This window comes from Pseudomonas sp. NMI760_13 (genome assembly GCF_021283245.1).
GTDB lineage: Bacteria > Pseudomonadota > Gammaproteobacteria > Pseudomonadales > Pseudomonadaceae > Aquipseudomonas > Aquipseudomonas peradeniyensis.
Genome location: NZ_JAJSRC010000005.1, coordinates 76,716 through 99,571, shown reverse-complemented (window position 1 = coordinate 99,571; position 22,856 = coordinate 76,716). Strand labels below are relative to the sequence as shown.

Sequence of the window (22,856 nt, the reverse complement as noted above, 5' to 3'; positions counted from 1 at the left end):
TCGATCCGATGGAACGTTTTGCCACCGGGCGACTTCTTACCCTCAGAGGAAAGAAAACGTGCCCGGGAAAACCGAGACATGAAAGCGCGCCAGGAGAGCAAGACGGTTAACCTGCAAGCACTGCCGAGTTTCCTGGGCGGCGGTGGCGAAGTCAGCTGCCTGTTGCAGGCGATGGACTGGCGACAGTCTCCGCTCGGAGTGCCGGATGGCTGGTCGCCAGTGCTGCAGTCGGTGGTGGCCATGCTCCTGCCGGCGCAGGCGCAGATCGTGCTGTTCTGGGGGCCGCAGTACATCGCGTTGTACAACGATGCCTACTGGCCGACCATCGGCAGCAAGCACCCCGCGGCCCTGGGCCGGCCCGGACAGGAGCACTGGAGCGAGTTGTGGAACGACCTCGAGCCGCTGCTGCGCGGAGTGCGTGAAACCGGGGTGACCTTCTCGGCCCGGGATCGGCCGTTCTATATCGAGCGACATGGACCGGGCGAAACCGCCTATTTCGATGTCTCCTACTCTGCCGTGCGCGAGGCCGACGGTGGGGTGGGCGGCGTGCTGTGCATCGTCACCGACACCACCGAGCGGGTGCGTTTCCAGCAACGCCAGGCGTTTCTCCAGGAGTTGCGCCAGGCCTTGCCGGGCCTGGGCGAGGCCGAGCGCATAGAGGCCCATGCGGTGCGCCGCCTGGGGGAGGAACTGGGCGCGGCGCGGGTCTGCTTCGGCGAGGACCTGGGCGATGGCCGACGCTATCGAGTTGCTCAGGAGTGGGCCGCCGAAGTACCGTCGATGGTCGGCTTCAACCAGTACTCGGCCCTGGACCCGGCCCTGCGTGAGGCCTTGCTGGCCGGCCAGGCCGTGCAGCGCAACTATGAACCGAGCAAGGGCGCGTCGGCCCGGTTCAAGGGCCTGTGCGCCACGCTGCACGTGCCGGTGCTGCGCGCCGAGCATCTGGAGGCGATGCTCGCGGTGCATTTTCATACACCCCATGCCTGGGGCGAGAGCGAATGCCTGCTGGTGGAAGAGGCCGCCCGGCAGGTCTGGGCGGCGGTCACTCACGCCCGTGCCGAGCGCGCCCTGCACATGCTCAACGAAAACCTGGAGGAGCGGGTGGCCAACATGCTTGCCCAGCGCGAGGCCGCACTGGTGCAACTGCACGAAGCACGCAAGATGGAGATGATCGGCCAGCTTAGCGGCGGCATTGCCCACGACCTCAACAACATGCTGACACCGATCATCGCTTCCCTGGAACTGCTGCGCCGCCATCCGCAACCGGAGCGCGCCGAGCGCCTCATCGATGGCGGCCTGCAGGCGGCCGAGCGCGCGCGCAATCTGGTCGGGCGCCTGCTCAGCTTCGCGCGGCGGCAGACCCTCAAGCCGACGACGGTGTCGCTGGCGGCACTGGTGGGGGACATGCGCGAGCTGATCGCTCGCTCGCTGGGCCCGACCGTTGCCATGGAGGTCAGTGTCGAGACGGCACTGCCGGGGGTGCTGGTGGACCCGCACCAACTCGAACTGGCTTTGCTGAACCTGGTGGTCAATGCCCGCGATGCCATGGGCGAGGGCGGGAAGTTGACCATACGCGCCGGTCTTGGCGGCGACGGTACGCCTGGTCCGCCCGGTCTGCAGGCAGGGCCACAGGTGTGGCTGCGGGTCACCGACAATGGCTGTGGCATGAGCGAGGAGGTGCTGGCGCATTGCGTCGAGCCGTTCTACTCGACCAAGGGCGTGGGCCGCAGCACCGGGCTTGGCTTGCCGATGGTGCAGGGCCTGGCGCTGCAGTCCGGCGGCGGCTTCGGCATTCGTTCGCGCGTGGGTGAGGGCACCGAAGCGACCTTGTGGCTCCCGGCCAGCGAGCAGGAAGTGGTTGATGAAGCGGCCAAGCCGCTCGAGGTTCCCCGGGCGCAAGGCCAGATCCGCGTGCTGCTGGTGGACGACGAGCCACTGGTGCGTCAGGCCACGCTCCTGCAACTGCGCGCCCTCGGCTACGAGGTGACCGAGGCCGAGGGGCCGGCCCAGGCGTTGGCGTTGCTGGACAAGGGCCTGCTGCCCGATGTGCTGCTGACCGATCATGTCATGGCCGAGACTACCGGCGTGCGCTTCGCCCAGCAGGTGCGCGAGCAGCTGGTGCAATTGCCGGTGCTGATCATTACCGGTTACACCAACCTGACGCCGCGTGAGTTGCATGGCTTCGAGGTACTGCGCAAACCGTTTCGCCAGGACGAGCTGGGGCAGAGTCTGGCGCGGCTATTGGCGAGGCGAAAGTGAACGCTGTGGAGGAAACCTCGAACAGCATGCAGCCCGCTCCCATGCCATGGTGAGTTGATACGACTCACCGACTAGCCAGTACATCCCCCAGCATCTGGCACACCTGTTCGGCCGAATAGGGCTTGGCCAGGAACGCGAAGCCCTGGTGGCCACCTTCGGCGATCGCTTCGCTGTAGCCGGAGGTGAGAATCACCGGCAGTTGCGGTTGGCTGCGCCGCAGTTCCCTGGCCAGGGCGAGACCGCCCATGCCCGGCATCACCACATCGGAGAACACTGCGTCGAATCCGCCGCGGGCCGCCGCGATCTGGGCCAGGGCATCCTCGGCCGAGGTCGCCCAGCTGATCTGGTAGCCATGGTCACGCAGGATCTGCGCGGTGAAGCTGCCGACATCCGGATTGTCCTCCACCACCAGGATGCGCTTGCGCTCGCCGGGCAGGACCAGCGGCACCGTCACGTCAGGTGTTTCGCCATCGGCCTGCGGCACCTGGGGCAGATACAGGGTGAAGGTGGTGCCCTGGCCTGGCACGCTGAGCACCTGCACATCGCCACCGGATTGCTTGACGAAGCCGAACACCTGCGACAGGCCAAGCCCGGTACCCTGGCCGGCGGCCTTGGTGGTGAAGAACGGATCGAAGATGCGCTCCAGCAGGTGCGGGGCGATGCCAACGCCACTGTCGATGACCGAGATCGCCGCGAACGGCCCGTCCTGCGCCGCCTGTCCACGCAACGCCGGCAGTCGCTGATTGGCCTCCAGGCGCAGACGCAGCGTGCCCGCGATGCCGTCCATGGCGTCGCGGCCATTGATCATCAGGTTGATCACCGCGGTTTCCAGCTGGCCGAGGTCGGCGTGCACGTGGCAGGGCGTGTCGGGCAGTTCCAGGCCGACCTGGATGCGGGCGCCGGTGGCGGTGTCGAGCATCTCGGCCATGGCTTCGAGCCTGGGACCGGCCTCGAACACCTGCGGGCTGAGGGCCTGGCGCCGAGCGAAGGCGAGCAGTTGTCCGGTGAGCTTGGCGCCGCGGTCGACGGTGTCGGAGACGGTCTTGAAGTAGCGGCTGCGCCGAGTCTCGTCGAGGTCCGCCCGCTGCAGGAAGTGGATGGAGGAGCGGATGATGGTCAGCAGGTTGTTGAAATCGTGTGCCACGCCGCCGGTCAATTGGCCGATGGCCTCGAGCTTCTGCGCCTGGCGCAGCACGGCCTCGGTGTGCAGCAGCTGGCTGGTGCGCTCCTCCACGCGTTGCTCGAGGGTGGCGTTGAGGGCCTCCAGCGCCGTCAACGCCTCGCGCACCTCGGCATTGGCCTGGACCCGCTGGATATGTGCCCAGCAGCGCTCCGTGGCCTCACCGATCAAGGCCCTCTCGTAGCGGGTCCACGTCCTGGGCGCCTTGTCATGGATGGCCATCAGCGCCGTCAGGCGGCCTTCCTTGATCAAGGGCATGCAGATGGTGGCGGTAATGCCGATGGCCTGGAAGGTCGCCGATTCATGGGGTGACAGTTGCGCAAGGTTGTCCTCGATCACCAGCGCCAGTCCGGCGCGCAGGCGGCTGACGGCCAGATCGCCGAAGTCGGCAAGGCGGTACTGGCCAAGCAGGCGCGGCGAACCTGGCGCGACCCAGTCGCCGCAGATGGTGAAACCGTCCTCGTCAGGGTCCATGACCGCATAGGCGCAGCTCGACAGGTGCAGGTGCTCGCCCAGCAGGCGCGTGGTGGTGGCCATGACCCGTTCAGGATCGATGGCGTTGGCCGCCGCCCGGCTCAAACTGTCGAGAAAGTTCAGGCGCTGGTTGGCCACCACGCTGGCGGTGGTCTCGGTAACCGTGTCGATCATCCCCACCACCTGCCCGTCGTGGTCGCGGATGGGGCTGTAGCAGAAGGTGAAGTAGGCGCGCTCCGGGCTGCCGTGGCGCTCGATCATCAGCGGGAAATCTTCGATGTATACGGCTTCGCCGTCGAGGGCGCGCTGGGCCAGGTGGCGGATATCGCTCCAGGCTTCCTGCCAGACCGCGCTGAAGGGGCGGCCCAGGGCAGAGGGTTTGTTGCCGAGGATTTCGCTGAAGGCGTCGTTGTGCAGGGTGATCAGCGCGTCGCCCCACAGCACGGCCTGGGGAAAGCGCGAGGCCAGGCACAGGGCAACCGTGGTCTTGAGCACATCGGGCCAGCTGGCAAGGGGGCCCAGGGTGGTCGACGACCAGTCGTGGTTGCGGATGCGTTCGGCCATGAGGCCGCCGCCGTCGAGCCATTTCGCCATGTGCTTTGCGGGTCCTTGTGCGTTAGAGCATCAGGGTGCACCGAGACGCGGCGCTTGGCGAGGGGTTTTGTGTCGTCTGGGGGGGCGCCATCGCGGGGCAAGCCCGCGCCCACGGTATGCATCTCTGGAAGAATCGCGTGGGAGCGGGCTTGCCGGCAACGGAGCGCAGGGCGACCCGAATCAGACCTTGAACTGCGCCACCAGCCCATTGAGTTCCAGCGCCAGGTGCGACAGGTCCTGGGCCGATGCGCTGGTCTGGTTGGCCCCGGTCGTGGTCTGCATCGACAAGTCGCGGATGTTCATCAGGTTGCGGTCCACTTCCCGCGCCACCTGGGCCTGTTGTTCCGAAGCGCTGGCGATCACCAGGTTGCGCTGGTTGATCGAGGCGATGGTCCGGGCAATCAGTTCCAGGGCCTGGCCGGCCGATTGCGCCACCTCCAGGGTGCCGCTGGCACGGCCCTGGCTGCTGTGCATGGCGCTGACCGCGCGCTCGGTGCCGACCTGGATGCCGCCGATCATCTGTTCGATCTCGGCGGTGGACTGCTGGGTGCGATGGGCCAGCGCCCGCACCTCGTCGGCGACCACGGCGAAGCCACGCCCGGCTTCGCCGGCACGGGCGGCCTCGATGGCGGCGTTGAGGGCCAGCAGGTTGGTCTGCCCGGCGATCGAGCCGATCACATCCAGCACCCGGGTAATCTCGTTGGCGCTGCTGGCCAGCTGTTCGATCTCCCCGGCGGTACCGGTGACATCGTCGACCAGATGCTGGATCGAAGCCAGCGCCTGGTTGACCTGGTCACGGCCGTCCCGGGTGGTCTGGTCCGCGCCTTGGGAGGCCTCGGCGGTGCTCACCGCGTTGCTCGCCACTTCCTCGACGGCGCTGGTCATCTGGTTGACCGCAGTGGCGGCCTGGTCGATCTCGGTGCTTTGTTGCTGCAGGCCGCGGCTGGTGTCCTCGGTGACGCTGTGCAGCTCTTCGGAGGCCGAGGCCAGGCGGTCGGAGGACGCGGCGATCTTGCCGATGGTGTCGCGCAGGCTCTGCTGCATGCGGCGCAGGGCGTGCAGCAGCAATGCCGGCTCGTCGTGGCCGACTACCGTGATCTCGCGGGTCAGGTCGCCGGTGGCGATGCGCTCGGCCACCATGACGGCGTCGGCCAGCGGCGCGACGACGCTGCGGGTGAACAGGGTGGCGATGGCGATCAGTGCCAGGACGATCAGCACCAGTGCCGTGATGATCACCGCATACGCCTGGTCGCTGACCGTGTCGCTGCGGTGCGAGGCCGTTTCCGCGCCTTTGTAGTTGAAGGCCACCAGTGTTGCCATGGCGTCCATCATGCGGTCGGCGCGCTGGATCAGCGGGCCGTTGATCAGGCGCCTGGCTTCGGCCATGCGCCCGGCGCCGATGTTTGCCAGCACCTGTTGCTGTTGCTGGGTGTATTGCTGGCGCGCCACCAGGAAGGCATTGAACAGGCCGCGGTCCTGGGCGTCGGAGATGGTCTTCTCGTAATCCTTGAGGTCCTGCTGGATCGCTTCCTCGATACTGTTGAGCAGGTTGACGCTGGCGTTTTCGTCGGTGTCTTCCTCCAGCGCCGCGCGCAGCGTGGCGGCGCGTTCCTGGGCCAGGGTGCCGCCGATCTCGTTGAGGGCGATCACGGCCGGCAGCCAGTTGCGGCGGATCTCGTTGGTGGCATCGTTCATCTGCCGGGTTTCGTACAAGGCCACCAGGCCCATGGCCAGGACCAGGCCGGCCAGCAGCGTGAACAGGCTGGTCGCCCGTTTACCGATCTTCATGTTTCTCAACAGCATGGATGTTCCTTGACGTCAGAATGCAAACGTCAGGAGCATGATTCCGGGGGCTGCGGGGAGATAGTCGCCAGGTCGCACGTATTGCGGCGGATTTTCCTATTTGCCGGTACCTGTCCCGGCGTAGGCGGGCTCCCGGCGGACGGCGTCATCCGCTGGTAGCCCGGTTGAGCGGCAATGTAATGCGCTTGCTCAGACTTTGAACTGCGCCACCATCCCGTTCAGCTCCACCGCCAGGCGTGACAGGTCCTGGGCCGCCGCGCTGGTCTGGTTGGCGCCCGCCGAGGTCTGCATCGCCAGGTCGCGGATGTTCACCAGGTTGCGGTCCACCTCCCGGGCCACCTGGGCCTGCTGTTCGGAGGCGGTGGCGATTACCAGGTTGCGCTGGTTGATGGTGGCGATCGCCTCGGCAATCAGCTCCAGGGCCTGGCCGGCCGACTGCGCCACGGCCAGGGTGCCGTTGGCACGGCCCTGGCTGCTGTGCATGGCGCTGACCGCACGCTCGGTGCCGGTCTGGATGCCGCCGATCATCTGCTCGATCTCCGCGGTGGACTGCTGGGTGCGGTGGGCCAGGGCACGCACCTCGTCGGCGACCACGGCGAAGCCGCGGCCGGCCTCACCGGCGCGGGCGGCCTCGATGGCGGCGTTGAGGGCCAGCAGGTTGGTCTGCCCGGCGATCGAACCGATCACGTCCAAGACCTGGCTGATCTCGTTGGCGTGGCTGGCCAGCTGCTCGATTTCCCCGGAGGTGCCGGTCACGTCATCGACCAGGTGCTGGATCGAGGCCAGCGCCTGGTTGACCTGGTCGCGACCGTCGCGGGTAGTGCGGTCGGCGCCCTGGGAGGCGTCGGCGGTGCTCACGGCGTTGCTCGCTACCTCTTCGACGGCGGCGGTCATCTGGTTGACCGCCGTGGCGGCCTGGTCGATCTCGGCGCTCTGCTGGTGCAGGCCGCGGCTGGTGTCCTCGGTGACGGTGTGCAGCTCCTCGGAGGCCGAGGCCAACTGGTCGGAAGACGCGGCAATCCTGCGCAGGGTGTCGCGCAGGCTATGCTGCATGCGGCTCAGAGCGGCCAGCAGCAAGGCCGGTTCGTCGCGGCCGAGCACGACGATTTCGCGGGTCAGGTCGCCGGTGGCGACCCGCTCGGCCACGGCAACGGCGTCGGCCAGGGGCACGACGATACTGCGGGTGAGGAGGGTGGCGATGCCGATCAGCGCCAGGGTGATCACGGCAATGGCGGCGATGATCAGGCTGAAGGCTTCGTCGGAGGCCGCGCTGCTGCGCAGCGAGGCTTGCTCGGCGCCCTTGGTGTTGTAGTCGATCAGTTCGGCCAGGGCCTTCATCATGCTGTCGGCGTACTCGGCCAGCGGGCCGTTGACCAGACGTCGGGCCTCGTCCAGTCGGTCATCGCCGGCGGCGCTGCGAATGGCTTGCTGCAGTGCGTGATAGCGTTCGCTCAGGCCCATGAAGGTGTCGAACAGGGCGCGGTCGTCCGCGGCGAAGATGGTGCGCTCGTAGGCCTTGAGGTCGTTTTCGAGCTGTTGGTTGACCTGGACGATCTTGTCCAGCGTGGCATGGCGGGCGCTGCTGCTGTCCTCAAGGACACTGCGCAGGGTCAGGGCGCGGGCCCGGCCCAGGTTGCTGCTGACCTCGCCCAGGGCGAGCACGGCGGGCATCCAGGTGAGACGGATTTCGTCGGTGGCGCTGTCCATCCGCCGGGTTTCGTAGAGGGCGACCAGGCCCAGGGCCAGGACCAGGATCCCGAGCAGGGTGAACATTCCTGCTGCCCGAATACCGATCTTCATGTTCCGTAACTGCATGCGACGCTCCTTGACGGTGGCTGGCAGGCGTCAAGAGCGCGGACTGACCGGGCTCGGCTGGAAAGGCTCTCGATGCACTGCGAAGGGGGTTATATCCTCACGGTTCATGTTGTTTTTTCTGAATGATGACATAACGCCACTATTATTGACCAGTCGTTCAATGTAATGACGCATACAAACAGGCCCGTCACTTCCGGGACGGGCCTGTTGTTTTCGTTCACTCGACGATCGGAATCAGCGGGTCGGCCGCCGCCAGGGCCTGGGCGCGGTCGGCGGCCGGCGGGTAGATCCAGACCGAGTTGATCTGGCGCTTGAGGTCCTTGCCTTCCTGGCCCTGCAGCTTCAGTTCGCGGGTCCAGCCTTCGCTGTACGCGGCGCCCCAGTCGCCCAGGTCCAGGCAGGTGACGTACTTGGGCTGGCGGTACGCTATCGGCGCCTGGCCCAGCAGGTCGGCCATGGCGTTGTTGCCGCTGTGGCGACCCATGGGGATGGCGTGCTGGCAGGTCATCAGGGCGTGGTTGCCCAGCTCGTCCACCGCGGCCCAGGCCACATCGCCGGTGGCATAAATGTGCGATTGGCCGATCACCTTGAGGTGGTCGTCGACCCGCAGGCGACCGAAGCCGTCACGCTCGCCGGCGACCTGCGCGGTCAACGGGCTGGCCTTGACGCCGGCGGTCCAGATCACGGTCTTGCTGGCGATGTACTCGCCGTTGTCCAGGGTCACGCCGCCGGCATCCACCGCCACCACCGAGGTGCCGGTCAGCCATTCGACGCCCGCCTGCTCGCTGGCGGCGACGATGGCCGGGGTGATCCCGGCACCGAGGGCGGCACCGACGCTGGCGCCACGGTCGATCAGCACCACGCGGGCATGGCCTTCACCAAGGATGGCGCGCAGGCGCGGCGGCATCTCGGTGGCGGTCTCGATGCCGGTGAAGCCGCCGCCGCAGACCACCACGGTGTTGCGCGCCGGCGAGGCGGGCAGGCTGGCCAGGCCGTGCAGGTGCTGTTCCAGGCGCACGGCCGACTCCATCTGGTCGACATCGAAGCTGTGCTCGGCCAGGCCCGGTACGGCAGGGCGGGCCACCTGGCTGCCGGCGGCGAGGATCAGGCGGTCGTAGGCGAGCTGCTGCGGCAGGCCATCGGCATCGCGGTAGCCGACCTGGCGGGCGGCGCTGTCGATGCTGTCGGCGGTGCCAGGGATGAACTCCACGCCCACCACGTCGAACAGCGCCTCCAGCGGTGCCTGCAGCGTGTGGACGTCGGCCTCGTAGAAGCGTGGACGGATGCGCAGTTGCGGCTGCGGGGCCAGCACGCTGATGCGCACGTCGCCGCGTTGTGCCTGGTCGAGCAGGCGGGCGGCGCTCAGGGCGCTCCAGACACCGGCAAAGCCGGCACCGATGATCAGGATACGAGAGGTCATGTGGATGCTCCGCAAGGACAGGAAAAAGGTCTTCGATGAGGCGTTCACGGCCCGTCGAATAACTACGACTGTATTGATCGTAGTTTAAATCGGCAAGTGTTATTTTTCGGGTCGTCCTTTCGCAAACGCAGGTGTGTCGGCTGTATCCAGCGTGTTTATTGGCTTCTGCTGGGATGTTGATATGCTTGCACGGCGACGACCGGCTTTGCCTGCCACCGATTATGGGCGTACTATTTGCGACAGAATTAGTCGGAGATTGATATGTCCCTTTACAGCGCCGGCGTCGAATACGGCATCCATTGCCTGCTGTTCCTGGTGGACGAGCGCGGCGACAGCCGCGAATCCAGCGTGCGCGACCTGGCCGAGTTGCAGGGCGTGCCCCAGGAATACCTGGCCAAGGTCTTCACCAAGTTGGCCCGCGCTGGATTGGTGGCGGCGACCGAAGGCGTGCGCGGCGGATTCCGTCTGGCGCGGCCGTCCGACGAGATCACCGTGCTGGATATCGTCACGGCCATCGACGGGCCGAAGAAGCTCTTCGACTGCCGGGAGATCCGCGAGCGTTGCGCGGTGTTCGAGGGCGCCGCGCCGGCCTGGGCCACCGAAGGCACCTGCGCGATCCATGCGGTGATGCTGGGGGCGCAGAAACGCATGGAGGAGGCGCTGGCCCAGCAAACCATCCTCGACCTGGCGCGGCGCTTCGGGCGCAAGGCGCCGGCCGAGTTCGGGCAGAAGGTCAATGACTGGATGAGCGAGCGGCGCGACGGCAAGGGCGCCGGTGGGGACATTCCGCTGCAGGCCGTCTGACGACCTGGGTCGGTTGGGCGGCGCAACGGAAAATTGTGCTCAACCCCAAGGTAAATCCTTGCCTGCGCGATCAGCCCACAGGTGCCAAGCCGAGGTAAGCTGACAGAAAAATTCCGTGCGCCGCTCCCGGCGCCAGAGAGGTCAGCGTGGCTTCCTACACCTTGCGCCAACTCAAGTACTTCGTCACCACGGTGGAGGCCGGCAGCGTCGCCGAGGCCTCGCGCCAGCTGTATATTGCCCAGCCGTCGATCTCCACGGCGATCAAGAGCCTGGAGGAGAGCTTCGGCGTGCAGCTGTTCATCCGCCATCACGCCCAGGGCGTGTCGCTGACGCCCAGCGGCAAGCGTTTCTATGCCAAGACCCGGGCCCTGCTGCAGATGGCCCATGAGTTCGAGCAGAACGCCCTGGCCGACAACGACACGGTGGCCGGGCAGATCGACATCGGCTGTTTCGAGACCGTGGCGCCTTTGTACCTGCCGCGACTGATCGCCGGTTTTCGCCAGCGTTATCCCGGGGTGGACATCCGCCTTCGCGACGGCGAACAGCAGGACCTGATCCAGGGCCTGACGGCGGGCACCTTCGACCTGGCGTTCCTCTACGACCATGACCTGGACGGCACCATCGAGACCGAGCCGTTGATGCCAGCGCAGAAACCCTATGTGCTGCTGCCGGAAAAACACCGTTTCGCCGGCCAAACCCAGGTGTCGCTGCGCGACCTGTGCCCGGAACCGATGATCCTGCTCGACGTGGCGCCGAGCCGCACCTATTTCGTCAGTCTGTTCAACGAGCTGGGGCTGACGCCGAACATTGTCTTCAGTTCGCCGTCGATCGAGATGGTTCGGGGCATGGTGGGGCAGGGCTTCGGCTTCTCGCTGCTGGTGACCCGGCCGCATTCCGAATTCACCTACGACGGACAGCGCCTGGTGACCCTCGACATCACCGAGCCTGTAGCGCTGTCGGGCCTGGCGGCGGCGCACCTGAAACGTGTGCAGCTGACCAAGCCGGCGCAATTGTTCGTCGAGTTCTGTCGCGAGGAACTGGCACGCCTGTAGGCGTTGACCATCCGTCGCCAACATGGCGCTGGCGAGCGAACGTTGCCATGCCAGCGGTTTCTTCCACTAAGGTGCTAGAGGCACTTCGACGTTGTCATTGCCTGGGCGAATGGACCTGCACCCGGGCATGGGCAATATCAATTGGCAGCCTGCCAGTCGAGGGCGTACCAAACCCAACAGGCCATCCAGTACAGAGAGGGTCGTACCATGTCGTTGATTGGCGTTTCAATGCTTGAGATGCGGCAGATGATCGAACAGGCCTGCCTGCCTGACCGCTGCGAGGTGAGCTGCCCGGACGGCGAACACCTCACCATTCGCCTGGGCCAGGGACAGAGCCTGGACGACTGCCTGACCGTGACCGGCGTGCCGATCGCCGAGCTCAACAGCTGTCATGACCTGCTGGGCCTGGTGGCAAGGGTCAAGGCGCAGCGCAAGGCCGCAAGGTCAGCGCCTGAGGTCATAAAAGTTCAAGCAGCAGGTTGATGCCACCGTCACCGCATTTGACATGCTCGCGGACCACGCCGCGATAGTTGCGTCCTTCCCAGGCGAAGGCGACGCTGTGGGCTTTCTCGACCTTGCCCGGCAGCGGCGGCTCGATATGCAGGCGCAGTGCCGGGCGGCCTTGCAGACTGAGGGCCGCCAACTGCACCTGGCACTCGGCGCGCTGGGCCACCCGACCGAACAGGGTGTCGCGGACAAAGTCCAGTTCCAGCAGGACGCAGGGTGCGCGGCAGGGCATCTTCATGGTGGCTTTCCGGCGAAAGAGGCATACCTCGAACGTTGGAAGCTTAAAAGCGCAAGACGTTCAAATTATTTCAGCCTGGACCTTTCGCTGGGCGCCTGTAGGAGCGGCCTTGTGCCGCGAAAGGGGCGCGGAGCGGCCCTAGGGCTTCTGCGTTGATGCATCAATCGCCGGGGCTGCTTCGCAGCCCTTTCGCGGCACAAGGCCGCTCCTACAGGCCAGGCATGGACGGCGCGCCGAGAATCTCCAGCACCTTATCGCGCAGTTGATCGATGCTGAACGGCTTGCCGATCAGGTGCATGCCCTCGGGCACGGTGAAACTCTCGGCATAGCCGCTGGCGAACAGCACCGGCAGCAGTGGCCGGGCCTCGCGGGCCTTGGCGGCCAGTTCCTCGCCGCGCAGGTCGGGCAGGCCGACGTCGGTCATCAACAGTGCCAGGGACTGCTCGGGATCCTCGATGATCTTCAGGGCCGCGCCGGCGCTGTCGGCCTCGATAGTGGTGTAGCCCAGTTCGCCGAGCACTTCGACTATCAGCATGCGTACGATGTCGTCGTCTTCGACTACCAGAAGGTGCATTGTGCGGATCCTGTTTCGGTGGATTGTCTCTACTCTGTGCGCAAGGCGGTGGCAGAAGTTCCCAAGCTTAACGGCACCGGCAAATAGATGGAACGATTGCCGCAGACAGGCTTCAAATACTGGCTAAATGCCCTGCCAGATCCGCCAAAGCTGGTTAGACTCGCTGTATTCCCCCGGTCGGTCTGGCGCAGGGCAACCCTTACACGATGTAGACGCCAGTCTGTTCAATGGACTTTTTTCACTCGGGCACTTTCAGATGATTCAAGCAGCCTCGATGGACCAACGCAGCTTTCGCAAACTGCTGAGCCGCAACGTCGGCCTGCCCCTGGGCGTAGGGCTCCTGGGCGCCGTGGCGTTTGTCGCGGTGATCAACTATCTGCTCTCGGCCATGCAGTGGGTCGAGCACACCGACCGGGTGATCGGCAATGCCAACGAGACGATCAAGCTTTCGATCGACATGGAAACCGGCATGCGCGGCTACCTGCTGACTGGCGAGGAGCGTTTCCTCGACCCCTATGAGGTCGCCAAGCCGCGTATTTTCGGCAGCCTGGACAGTTTGAAGGAAATGGTCGCGGACAACCCCCAGCAGGTCGACCGCATTGACCGCATCGCGGCCTTGCAGCGCGAGTGGAATACCTTCGGTAACGAGATGATCAGCCAGCGCCGCAGCCAGGGCGACGTGCAGGCGTCGATTGGCCGTGGCCGCGGCAAGCGCCTGACCGACGAGATCCGCAAGGAGTTCGACACCTTCATCAACACCGAGCAGCAACTGCGTACGACCCGCAACGAGACGGTCAGCACGGTCACCATGACCGCGATCTCGGCCTTTGTGCTGTTCATCGTCGCCCTGAGTGCCTTGCTTGCCTACCTGGGGCGCCGCGACCTGCTGGCGCTATCGGCCAGCTATGTGTCGAACCTGGAGGCCCAGCAGCGCGCCGCCGAGCGCCTGGAGCAACAGGCCTGGCTGCGGGCCGGGCAGACCCAGCTGGCCGAGCAGGTGCTGGGGCAGCTGACCTTGCCCATGCTCGGCGACAATATCCTGCGTTTCTTCGCCGGCTATCTGGGCAGCGTGGTCGGCGCGTTGTACGTGCGCGACGAGCATGGCCAGCTGGTGCGGGTCGCCACCTATGGGCTGGACACCGAGCAGCAGGGCAGCGAGCCGCGTCTGGGCGATCATGCCGGCCTGTTGGGCGAAGCGGTGATCCAGAGGCGCCTGCTGCGCCTGGACGAACTGCCCGAGGATTACTACCGCCTGAGCTCTGGCCTGGGGCGCGGCCTGCCACGCAGCGGCGTGCTGGTGCCGTCCCAGGACGACGGGCGGGTCAACGGCGTACTGGAGCTGGGCTTTCTGCGCACGCTGCAGGAGCGCGACGTCGAACTGCTGGAGCGGATCACCGAGAACCTGGGCATCTCCATCGAGAGCGCACGCTACCGCCAGCGCCTGCAGGAGGTACTGGCCGAGACCCAGCAGCTCAACGAAGAGCTGCAGGTGCAGCAGGAAGAGCTCAAGACCGCCAACGAAGAGCTCGAGGAGCAATCGCGGGTGCTCAAGGAGTCCCAGGCCCACCTGGAGACCCAGCAGGCGGAACTGGAGCAGACCAACGAACAGCTGGCCGAGCGCACCGAGGCCCTGGATCGCAAGAACAGCGAGCTGAACCAGGCCCAGGTCGAGCTGCAGGCCCGCGCCGACGACCTGCAGCGTTCGAGCAAGTACAAGTCCGAGTTCCTCGCCAACATGTCCCATGAGCTGCGCACGCCGCTCAACAGCTCGCTGATCCTGGCCAAGCTCTTGTCCGAGAACGCCGAAGGCAACCTCAGCGAGGAGCAGGTCAAGTTCGCCGAGTCCATCTACTCGGCCGGCAACGACCTGCTGAACCTGATCAACGATATCCTCGACATCGCCAAGGTCGAGGCCGGCAAGCTGGAGGTGCGCGCCGAGAGCACGCCGCTGGAGCGCCTGGTCGAAGGGCTGCGGGGCATGTTCCAGCCGCTGGCCCAGGACAAGGGCCTGGCCTTCGAGGTGAAACTCGAGCAGCCGTTGCCGGCGAGCCTGTTCACCGACCGCCAGCGCCTGGAGCAGATCCTCAAGAACCTGCTGTCCAACGCCATCAAGTTCACCGAGCGCGGCCAGGTCAGCCTGGGCATCAGCCACCAGGCCGGCCTGGGCATCGTCTTTGCCGTGCGCGACACCGGTATCGGCATTGCCGCCGACCAGCAGCAGGCGATCTTCGGCGCCTTCCACCAGGTCGACGGCACCAGTAACCGCCGCTACGGCGGCACCGGTCTGGGCCTGTCGATTTCCCGCGACCTGGCGCACCTGCTGGGCGGGCAGATCAATGTTGACAGCAGCCCGGGGCAGGGTAGCGTGTTCAGCCTGATCCTGCCCGAGCACTTCGAGCCGTCGGCGCAGCAGGTAGAGGTGCACAGCCTGCGCCCGGCGGTCGACGAACTGCCGCCGGCGCCGCCGGTACCGGCGCCGGTGCGCACCGAGCGCCCGGCCCCGGCCTTTGCCGACGACCGCGCCCAGGCGCCGTTCGCCAACCGCTGCATCCTGGTGATCGAGGACGAGCCGAACTTCGCCCGCATCCTCTTCGACCTGGCCCACGAGCTGGGCTACAGCTGCCTGGTCGCCCATGCCGCCGACGAAGGCTTCGAGCTGGCCGCCCAGTACCTGCCCGACGCCATCCTGCTGGACATGCGCCTGCCCGACCATTCCGGGCTCACCGTGCTGCAGCGCCTGAAAGAGCAGGCCGGCACCCGGCACATCCCGGTGCACATCATTTCGGTGGAAGATCGCGTCGAGGCGGCCATGCACATGGGCGCGGTGGGCTACGCGGTCAAACCCACCAGCCGCGAGGAGCTCAAGGCGGTGTTCGGCCGCCTGGAGGCCAAGCTCACGCAGAAGCTCAAGCACATCCTGCTGGTGGAGGACGATGACCTGCAGCGCGAGAGCATCGCCCGCCTGATCGGTGACGACGATATCCAGATCACCGCCGTGGCCATGGCCCAGGACGCCCTGGCGCTGCTGCGCGAGAACATCTACGACTGCATGATCATCGACCTCAAGCTGCCCGACATGCTCGGCAACGAGCTGCTCAAGCGCATGACCGCCGAGGACATCCGCAGCTTCCCGCCAGTGATCGTCTACACCGGGCGCAACCTCACCCGCGAGGAAGAGGCCGACCTGCTCAAGTATTCGCGCTCGATCATCATCAAGGGCGCGCGTTCGCCCGAGCGCCTGCTCGACGAAGTCACGCTGTTCCTGCACAAGGTCGAGTCGCAGCTGTCCAACGAACGCCAGCGCATGCTCAAGACCGCGCGCAGCCGCGACAAGGTGTTCGAGGGGCGCAAGGTCCTGCTGGTGGACGACGATGTGCGCAACATCTTTGCCCTGACCAGCGCCCTGGAGCACAAGGGCGCCATCGTCGAGATCGGCCGCAACGGGCGCGAAGCCATCGAGTGCCTGGAGGCCAACGATGACATCGACCTGGTGCTGATGGACGTGATGATGCCGGAGATGGACGGCTACGAGGCCACCCGCCTGATCCGTCAGCAGCCGCGCTGGCGCAAGCTGCCGATCATCGCCGTGACCGCCAAGGCGATGAAGGATGACCAGCAGCGCTGCCTGCAGGCCGGGGCCAACGACTACCTGGCCAAACCGATCGACCTGGACCGCCTGTTCTCGCTGATCCGGGTCTGGCTGCCGCAATTGGAGCGAATCTGAAATCTTGACCAGTGAACGCAACACCGATATCGAGATCCGGCTGCTGATCGAGGCGATCTACCTCAAGTACAGCTACGATTTTCGCGATTACTCCGGCGCCTCGATCAAGCGCCGGATCCTCCACGCCGTGCGCCAGTTCGACTGCCGCACGGTGTCGGCGCTGCAGGAGCGGGTGCTGCACGACCCGGGCATGTTCCTCGAGCTGCTGCAGTACCTGACGATCCCGGTCAGCGAGATGTTCCGCGACCCCGGGCATTTCCTCGCGCTGCGCAACGAAGTGGTGCCGCTGCTGCGCACCTGGCCGTCGCTGAAGCTGTGGATCGCCGGCTGCAGCACCGGCGAGGAGGTGTACTCCATGGCCATCCTGCTGCGCGAGGAAGGCCTGCTGGAGCGCACCATCCTCTACGCCACCGACATCAACCCGCATTCGCTGGAGCGCGCCAAGCAGGGCATCTACTCGATGCAGAGCATGCGCGAGTACGAGGAGAACTACCGCAAGGCCGGTGGCCGGCGCGATTTCTCCGAGTACTACACCGCCGCCTACGGCAACGCCATCATGGACTCAAGCCTGCGCGACAACGTGACCTTCGCCGACCACAGCCTGGCCACCGACAGCGTGTTTTCCGAGACCCAGCTGGTGTCATGCCGCAACGTGCTGATCTACTTCAACAAGGACCTGCAGGACCGCGCCCTGGGCCTGTTCCACGAGTCGCTGTGCCACCGCGGCTTCCTGGTGCTGGGTAGCAAGGAGTCGGTGGACTTCTCGGCCTACAGCGAAGGCTTCGAGCCGCTGGTGCGGCCCGAGCGGATCTACCGCAAGACATGAACGGCGTGCGCGCGATCGTCATCGGCGCCTCGGCGGGCGGCGTCACGGCGCTGTTCAGCGTGCTTGGCGCGCTACCGGCGGACTTCGCCATCCCGGTGTTGTGCCTGCTGCACCTGCCGGACGACCGCCACAGCCAGCTCGCCGAGGTGCTGCAGCGGCGCCTGCGCCGGCCGGTGCGCGAAGCCTTCGACAAGGCGCGGATCGAGCCTGGGCTGATCTACGTGGCGGGGCCGGGCTATCACTTGTCGGTCGAGCGCGACCTCAGCTTCTCGCTCAGCCAGGAAGCGCCGGTGCATTTCTCGCGCCCGGCAATCGATTTTCTCTTCGAGTCGGCCGCCGATGCCTATGGCCCGGGCCTGCTCGGCGTGCTGCTCACCGGCGCCAACGAAGACGGCGCCCGGGGGCTGTTGCGCATCAGACAAAGCGGTGGCCGGACGGTTGTCCAGGACCCCCGCGACGCACAGGTGGCGTTGATGCCGGAGGCCGCCCTGGCCCTGCACGACCCTGACCATATTCTTTCCCTTGGCGGTATCGGGCAGTTGCTCGCTACCCTGGAACCCAGCGCATGCTAAGCCACATTACCGCGAAACTGCTGATCGTCGACGACCTGCCGGAGAACCTGCTGGCCCTCGACGCCCTGATCCAGGGCGAGGACCGCGAGGTGCACCAGGCGCAGTCCGCCGAGCAGGCGTTGTCGCTGCTGCTCGAGCACGAGTTCGCCCTGGCCATTCTCGATGTACAGATGCCGGGCATGAACGGCTTCGAGCTGGCCGAGCTGATGCGCGGCACGGAAAAGACCCGCAGCATCCCCATCGTCTTCGTCAGCGCCGCCGGGCGCGAAATGAACTACGCCTTCAAGGGCTACGAGAGCGGCGCCGTGGACTTCCTGCACAAGCCGCTGGAAACCCTGGCGGTGAAGAGCAAGGTGTCGGTGTTCGTCGATCTGTTCCGCCAGCGCAAGGCCCTCGACCGACAGTTGCAGGCCCTGGAGCAGAGCCGCCAGGAGCAAGAGCTGCTGCTGGCCCAGTTGCAGGTGGCGCGGGGCGAGCTGGAGCACGCGGTGCGCATGCGTGACGACTTCATGTCGATTGTCTCCCATGAGGTGCGCACGCCGCTCAACGGGCTGATCCTGGAAACCCAGCTGCGCCGCCTGCACCTGTCCCGCGGCAACCTGGCGGCGTTCAGCGAGGACAAGCTCAAGGCCATGGTCGAGCGCGACGAGCGCCAGATCAACAGCCTGATCCGCCTGGTCGAGGACATGCTCGATGTATCGCGGATCCGTACCGGCAAGCTGTCGATCCGCCCGCGGACCTTCGACCTTGGGCAACTGGTGCGGGGCCTGGTGGAGAACTTCGCCACCCAGGCCGGCGCCGTGGACACGCCGCTCGAACTGCAGCGCTGCGACCCCTTGCAGGGCGACTGGGACGAGTTCCGCATTGAACAAGTGGTGGCCAACCTGTTGTCCAATGCCTTGCGCTATGGTGAGCGCAAACCGGTCCAGGTGCGGGTGTTCGAAGCGGGCGAGATGGCCTGCGTGCAGGTGCAGGACCATGGCATCGGTATCGATGCGCAACACCTGCAGCGGATCTTCCAGCAATTCGAGCGCGTCGCCGCGCAGCAGGCCACGGGCGGGCTGGGCCTGGGCCTGTACATCTCCGAGCAGATCGTCCTGGCCCATGGCGGGCGGATCCAGGTCGACAGCCAGGCCGGCATCGGCTCGACCTTCACCGTGTATCTGCCGCTGTCGGCACAGTCGCAACATTGTGACCCGGCCCGCGCAACCTCTGCGTAGTGCTGGGGTCTGATGGCTAACCTGTTGAATGCGAAGGCGTTGTCATGAGTGAAGATGCACAAGACGTGGTACTGGTGGTCGAGGATGAACCGGCGATCCGCATGATCCTGCGCGATTACCTGGCCGGCGAGGGCTACCACGTGCTGGTGGCCGAGGACGGCGAGGAGGCGTTCGCGATCCTGGCGAGCAAGCCGCACCTGGACCTGATGGTCACCGATTTCCGCCTGCCAGGCGGGATTTCCGGGGTGGAAATCGCCGAGCCTGCGGTGAAGCTGCGCCCGGACCTGAAGGTGATCTTCATCAGTGGCTACCCGGCCGAGATCGTCGAGTCGGGCAGCCCGATCGCGCGCAAGGCGCCGATCCTGGCCAAGCCTTTCGACCTCGACACGCTCCACGAGCAGATCCAGACGCTGTTGCGCTAGGCGCATGCGAACCGGCCAGTTTTCCAGGCCGGTGGTTGCTTTTATCGCCGTTCGCGTGCTCTCAATGAGGTCACCGATTCGCCACCGACGCCCCAGTTGTCGGTGGGCACTTCCTCGATCACCACGAAAGTGCTCGCCGGCGGCTTGTTCAGGACCTTTTCCAGCAGGCGGGTGGTGCCTTCGATCAGTTGACGCTTGTGTTCGGCCGTGACGCCTTCATCGGTCACGCGGATATGGACATAAGGCATGTGCGTCGCTCCAGGTTCAGTGCCAGGTACCGGCGGTGCTGCCACCGTCGACGGGGAGGATGACGCCGCTGACGAAACGGGCATCGGTCAGGTACAGCACGGCGTCCACCACATCCTCTGGCTTGCCGGTGCGACCGCTTGGCGACAGTGCGCCGAGCCCTTCGGTGTGGCCGCTGTGCAGCGGCGTGTCGATGATGCCTGGGGCCACGGCGTTGACCTGCACGCCGCTCGCTGCCAGCTCCAGGGCCAGGCCCTTGACCGCCTGGTTCAGCCCGCCCTTGACCAGCACCGGCAGCAGCGCCGGGACGCGGGTGTCCGGTTGCAGGGCCACCGAGGCGGTGATGGCGACGATATGCCCGTGCCCCTGGGCCTTCATGATTTTCGCTGCGGCCTGGGCAGGGTAGAAGAAGCCCTTGAGGTTGGTGCCGACCAGCGCATCGACGTCTGCCTCGGTGTAGTCGGTCACGGGCTTTGGAATGAAGATGCCGGCGTTGTTGACCAGGATATCAACCCGGCCAAAGGCTTCCTGGGCGGCGGCGAATAGCCGCTCGGCGGTGGCTTTTTCGGCGATGTCGCCCGCCACGCCGATAAAGGCGGCCGGATTTCCCAGGCGCGCTGCGGCTTCGTCCAGGCGAGCCTGGGTGCGGGCGTTGCCGACCACGTTATCGCCACGCTTGAGGTAGGCCTGTGCCAGGGCGAAGCCCAGGCCGCTGGAGGCGCCGGTGATGATGACGGTTCTTGCGTTGCTCATGGGAAACTCTCCGGTGATGCGAGCCGTTGCTCGGGTGTGGAGCCACTTTAAGTTGCAATCTCGGCTTGAAAAATGAGGCGCAGGGCATTTCAATCGATACATCATGTAATTAATAGAGCCCGCCATGACCCGCCATTTCGATGACCTGCAACTGGGCAGCCTGGAGTTGTTCTGCCTTGCCGCCGATGCCGGCAGCTTTACCGAGGCGGCCACCCTGGCAGGGGTCACCCCCGCGGCGGTGAGCCGCTCGGTGGCGCGCCTGGAGGAGCGTCTGGGCGTGCGCCTGTTCGTGCGCACCACCCGGCAGATGCGCCTGAGCGAGGCCGGCCAGGCCTATTACCTGCACTGCCGCCAGGCACTGGGGCAGTTGGTCGAGGCCGAGCGCCAAGTCACCGGTGGCCAGCTCGAGCCCGCTGGCCGCCTGCGCATCAGCGCACCTACGCCCTATGCCCATCACCGCCTGTTGCCACTGCTGCCGCGTTTTCGCCAGCGCTATCCAGGGGTGCAGGTGGATGTGCATGTCAGCAATCGCAACGTCGATTTCGCCGAGGAACACTTCGACCTGGCGATCCGTGGCCGCGCGCCCGCCGATTCGCGGTTGGTGGCCCGGCGCCTGGAGGACGCCGAGCTGGTGGTGGTCGCCACCCCCGGCTACCTGGCCCGGGCTGGTACGCCACAGGCCCTGGAGGACCTGGCCGGGCATGAGTGCATCCAGTTCGAGCTGCCCAGCAGCGGCAGGCGTCCGCCCTGGAGCTTTTGCCGTGACGGGCTGCTGGTCGAGCTCGAGACCCAGGGTGCGCTGACTTGCCTGGGCGATTTCCTCGCCACCACGACCCTGGTGCGCCATGGGGGCGGCCTGATGCAGGCGTACCGCTTTACCGTGCAGGATGCGCTGGACAGTGGCGAACTGGTGGAGGTGCTGGCCGGGCATGGCGGGACGTCGCGGCCGTTCATGCTGGTGTATCCGCAGGCCCGTTACATGCCGTTGAAGGTGCGGGTGTTCATCGACTTCCTGATCGGCGAGGTTGCACGACCGTTGGGCTGAAGCACCGTCGGGCATGCACGGGCGGACTAAGCTCTGTTCTGCGTCGATTTCCCAGGAGAACACGCCATGAAATCCATGACACTGCTAGCGATCACCTGCGTACTGAGTTTCGCCGCCCAAGCCGAGGATGGTCCGGCGACCAATTGCGATGCCAAGATCAATGATCTGGAGTACATCAGCAAGACCGATGGCCAGGCACTGCATGGCGGCATGGCCCATGACTATCACGAGCTGCTCAAGGAGGCCAAGGACGCCCGGGACAAAGACGACATGGCCAAGTGCCAAGCCTCGGCCGACCGCGCCAAGACCATCTACAACAAGGCGCGGGGCAAGTAACGGTCTATGATTGCGCGGCCAGCTCCCACAGGTGCTACTCCAACCTGTAGGAGCGGCCTTGCCGGGGCGCCGGACCGGCCGGAAAGGGCCGCAAAGCGGCCCCGGCGATCTTTGCAAGAACGCTGAAATCCTGGGGCTGCTTCGCAGCCCTTTCGCGGCACAAGGCCGCTCCTACAGAGATCGCGTCAGTTGAAAAAACTCAGCAAGACCGTTTCTCCCACAGGCAATGCGGTTGGGCCCTCAGGCGCTCTGGTGTAAGCTCTGCGGACCTTTCCACGAGACCGCCGCATGAACTTGCCCAGCCCGCGCCTCGACAGCCTGCTCACCGGCTGCGCCCGGCCGTTCACCCGCCCGGGTTCGCACAGTGCCATCGACAAGCAGCCTCACCAAGGGCCTCTGGCAGTGACCTTCCTCGGTATCGCCGGCGACGAACAGGGTGATCTGCGGGTACACGGTGGTGTCGAGAAAGCCATCCACCATTACCCCCGCGATCACTATCCCGACTGGACTGCCGAACTGGGCGAGCATCCCTTGCTGGACCGGCCCGGCGCCTTCGGCGAAAACTTCAGCAGCACCGGCTGGCGCGAGGCCGATGTCTGCCTGGGCGACCGGATCCGCGTCGGCACGGCGTTGCTGGAAATCTCCCAGGGGCGCATGCCGTGCTGGAAGCTCAACGACCGCTTCGACGTGGCGCAGATGGCGTTGCGGGTGCAACAGAGCGGGCGAACCGGTTGGTACTACCGGGTGCTGGAGGAGGGCGTGGTCGAGGCCGGAGATGCCCTGCAACTGGTCGAGCGCCCGCACGGCGAATGGTCGGTGGCGCGGCTTTCGGCGGTGCTGTTCGACAAGCGCCTGGAACCCGACCTGTTGCGCGAGTGCCTGGCGCTGCCGCTGGTGCCGAACTGGCGCCGGACCCTGGAGAAGCGCCTGGAGCAACATCAGGTCGAAGACTGGACCTCGCGCCTGCAGGGCCGCAGCGAAGGCTGAGCGGC

Annotated in this window: 20 protein-coding genes; 12 read left to right on the top strand and 8 right to left on the bottom strand. The window is 66.0% G+C overall.

What is annotated here, in order from left to right:
* The first annotated feature begins 78 nt into the window (after positions 1-78).
* Positions 79-2,259, top strand: coding sequence for an ATP-binding protein (locus LU671_RS07295; RefSeq protein WP_232855202.1), 2,181 nt, complete (start codon positions 79-81; stop codon positions 2,257-2,259).
* Between the two features lie 64 nt (positions 2,260-2,323).
* Here the strand turns inward: LU671_RS07295 and LU671_RS07290 are convergent, their stop codons facing one another.
* The 4 genes from LU671_RS07290 to LU671_RS07275 form a co-directional block, all read right to left on the bottom strand.
* The gene (locus LU671_RS07290; protein ID WP_232855200.1) at positions 2,324-4,507 is read right to left on the bottom strand and encodes a response regulator; all 2,184 of its coding nucleotides are present in this window, start codon (positions 4,505-4,507) and stop codon (positions 2,324-2,326) included.
* A gap of 180 nt (positions 4,508-4,687) precedes the next feature.
* Positions 4,688-6,295 carry a methyl-accepting chemotaxis protein gene (locus tag LU671_RS07285; RefSeq protein WP_442964122.1) on the bottom strand — a complete coding sequence of 536 codons (1,608 nt, stop codon included), beginning with the start codon at positions 6,293-6,295 and terminating at the stop codon, positions 4,688-4,690.
* A gap of 204 nt (positions 6,296-6,499) precedes the next feature.
* On the bottom strand, positions 6,500-8,083 hold the full coding sequence (locus LU671_RS07280) for a methyl-accepting chemotaxis protein (RefSeq protein ID WP_442964121.1): 1,584 nt from the start codon (positions 8,081-8,083) through the stop codon (positions 6,500-6,502).
* A 259-nt stretch (positions 8,084-8,342) separates the two neighbouring features.
* Positions 8,343-9,545 carry an NAD(P)/FAD-dependent oxidoreductase gene (locus tag LU671_RS07275; protein ID WP_232855196.1) on the bottom strand — a complete coding sequence of 401 codons (1,203 nt, stop codon included), beginning with the start codon at positions 9,543-9,545 and terminating at the stop codon, positions 8,343-8,345.
* Between the two features lie 261 nt (positions 9,546-9,806).
* Here LU671_RS07275 and LU671_RS07270 point away from each other — a divergent pair, with 261 nt between their 5' ends.
* The 3 genes from LU671_RS07270 to LU671_RS07260 all read left to right on the top strand — a co-directional run bounded on the left by LU671_RS07270 (position 9,807) and on the right by LU671_RS07260 (position 11,884).
* Positions 9,807-10,349: an RrF2 family transcriptional regulator gene (locus LU671_RS07270; protein WP_186714388.1), complete on the top strand. Its 543-nt coding sequence runs from the start codon at positions 9,807-9,809 to the stop codon at positions 10,347-10,349.
* A 146-nt stretch (positions 10,350-10,495) separates the two neighbouring features.
* Positions 10,496-11,401 (top strand): LysR family transcriptional regulator, encoded by a 906-nt coding sequence (locus tag LU671_RS07265; RefSeq protein WP_203646793.1) that lies wholly within the window; start codon positions 10,496-10,498, stop codon positions 11,399-11,401.
* Positions 11,402-11,608: 207 nt separating this feature from the next.
* Positions 11,609-11,884 (top strand): DUF1652 domain-containing protein, encoded by a 276-nt coding sequence (locus LU671_RS07260; protein ID WP_232855194.1) that lies wholly within the window; start codon positions 11,609-11,611, stop codon positions 11,882-11,884.
* Here LU671_RS07260 and LU671_RS07255 read toward each other — a convergent pair.
* Positions 11,859-12,146: a hypothetical protein gene (locus LU671_RS07255; RefSeq protein ID WP_186714385.1), complete on the bottom strand. Its 288-nt coding sequence runs from the start codon at positions 12,144-12,146 to the stop codon at positions 11,859-11,861. The two genes, LU671_RS07260 and LU671_RS07255, sit on opposite strands and share 26 nt — an antisense overlap.
* Before the next feature lie 208 nt (positions 12,147-12,354).
* Positions 12,355-12,720, bottom strand: a complete 366-nt coding sequence (locus LU671_RS07250) for a response regulator (protein WP_203646789.1) — start codon at positions 12,718-12,720, stop codon at positions 12,355-12,357.
* Positions 12,721-12,976: 256 nt separating this feature from the next.
* On the opposite strand from LU671_RS07250, the gene LU671_RS07245 reads away from it, so the two are divergent.
* From LU671_RS07245 to LU671_RS07225, 5 genes are read left to right on the top strand one after another with little or no spacing between them, the layout of a single operon-like run.
* A complete protein-coding gene (locus LU671_RS07245; RefSeq protein ID WP_232855193.1) occupies positions 12,977-16,444 on the top strand; it encodes a response regulator in 3,468 nt (1,155 codons plus the stop codon).
* Positions 16,445-16,448: 4 nt separating this feature from the next.
* Positions 16,449-17,270 (top strand): CheR family methyltransferase, encoded by an 822-nt coding sequence (locus tag LU671_RS07240; RefSeq protein ID WP_050705979.1) that lies wholly within the window; start codon positions 16,449-16,451, stop codon positions 17,268-17,270.
* Entirely contained in the window at positions 17,267-17,842 is a 576-nt protein-coding gene (locus tag LU671_RS07235) for a chemotaxis protein CheB (RefSeq protein ID WP_203646787.1), read from the top strand. Before LU671_RS07240 ends, LU671_RS07235 begins: the two co-directional genes overlap by 4 nt.
* The gene (locus LU671_RS07230; RefSeq protein WP_232855188.1) at positions 17,836-19,062 is read left to right on the top strand and encodes a hybrid sensor histidine kinase/response regulator; all 1,227 of its coding nucleotides are present in this window, start codon (positions 17,836-17,838) and stop codon (positions 19,060-19,062) included. Before LU671_RS07235 ends, LU671_RS07230 begins: the two co-directional genes overlap by 7 nt.
* Positions 19,063-19,106: 44 nt before the next feature.
* Positions 19,107-19,484, top strand: a complete 378-nt coding sequence (locus LU671_RS07225) for a response regulator (RefSeq protein ID WP_203646783.1) — start codon at positions 19,107-19,109, stop codon at positions 19,482-19,484.
* Between the two features lie 41 nt (positions 19,485-19,525).
* Here LU671_RS07225 and LU671_RS07220 read toward each other — a convergent pair whose 3' ends face one another.
* Entirely contained in the window at positions 19,526-19,732 is a 207-nt protein-coding gene (locus LU671_RS07220; RefSeq protein WP_203646781.1) for a tautomerase family protein, read from the bottom strand.
* A gap of 16 nt (positions 19,733-19,748) precedes the next feature.
* Complete coding sequence (locus LU671_RS07215) at positions 19,749-20,483, bottom strand: SDR family NAD(P)-dependent oxidoreductase (RefSeq protein WP_232855186.1); 735 nt, start codon at positions 20,481-20,483, stop codon at positions 19,749-19,751.
* A gap of 124 nt (positions 20,484-20,607) precedes the next feature.
* Between LU671_RS07215 and LU671_RS07210 the strand changes: the two genes are divergently transcribed.
* The 3 genes from LU671_RS07210 (at position 20,608) to LU671_RS07200 (ending at position 22,851) form a co-directional block, all read left to right on the top strand.
* Positions 20,608-21,528 carry a LysR family transcriptional regulator gene (locus LU671_RS07210; RefSeq protein ID WP_232855184.1) on the top strand — a complete coding sequence of 307 codons (921 nt, stop codon included), beginning with the start codon at positions 20,608-20,610 and terminating at the stop codon, positions 21,526-21,528.
* Between the two features lie 66 nt (positions 21,529-21,594).
* Entirely contained in the window at positions 21,595-21,864 is a 270-nt protein-coding gene (locus LU671_RS07205) for a hypothetical protein (protein WP_232855182.1), read from the top strand.
* Between the two features lie 288 nt (positions 21,865-22,152).
* Positions 22,153-22,851, top strand: coding sequence for an MOSC domain-containing protein (locus tag LU671_RS07200; RefSeq protein WP_232855181.1), 699 nt, complete (start codon positions 22,153-22,155; stop codon positions 22,849-22,851).
* The last annotated feature ends 5 nt before the right edge of the window (positions 22,852-22,856 follow it).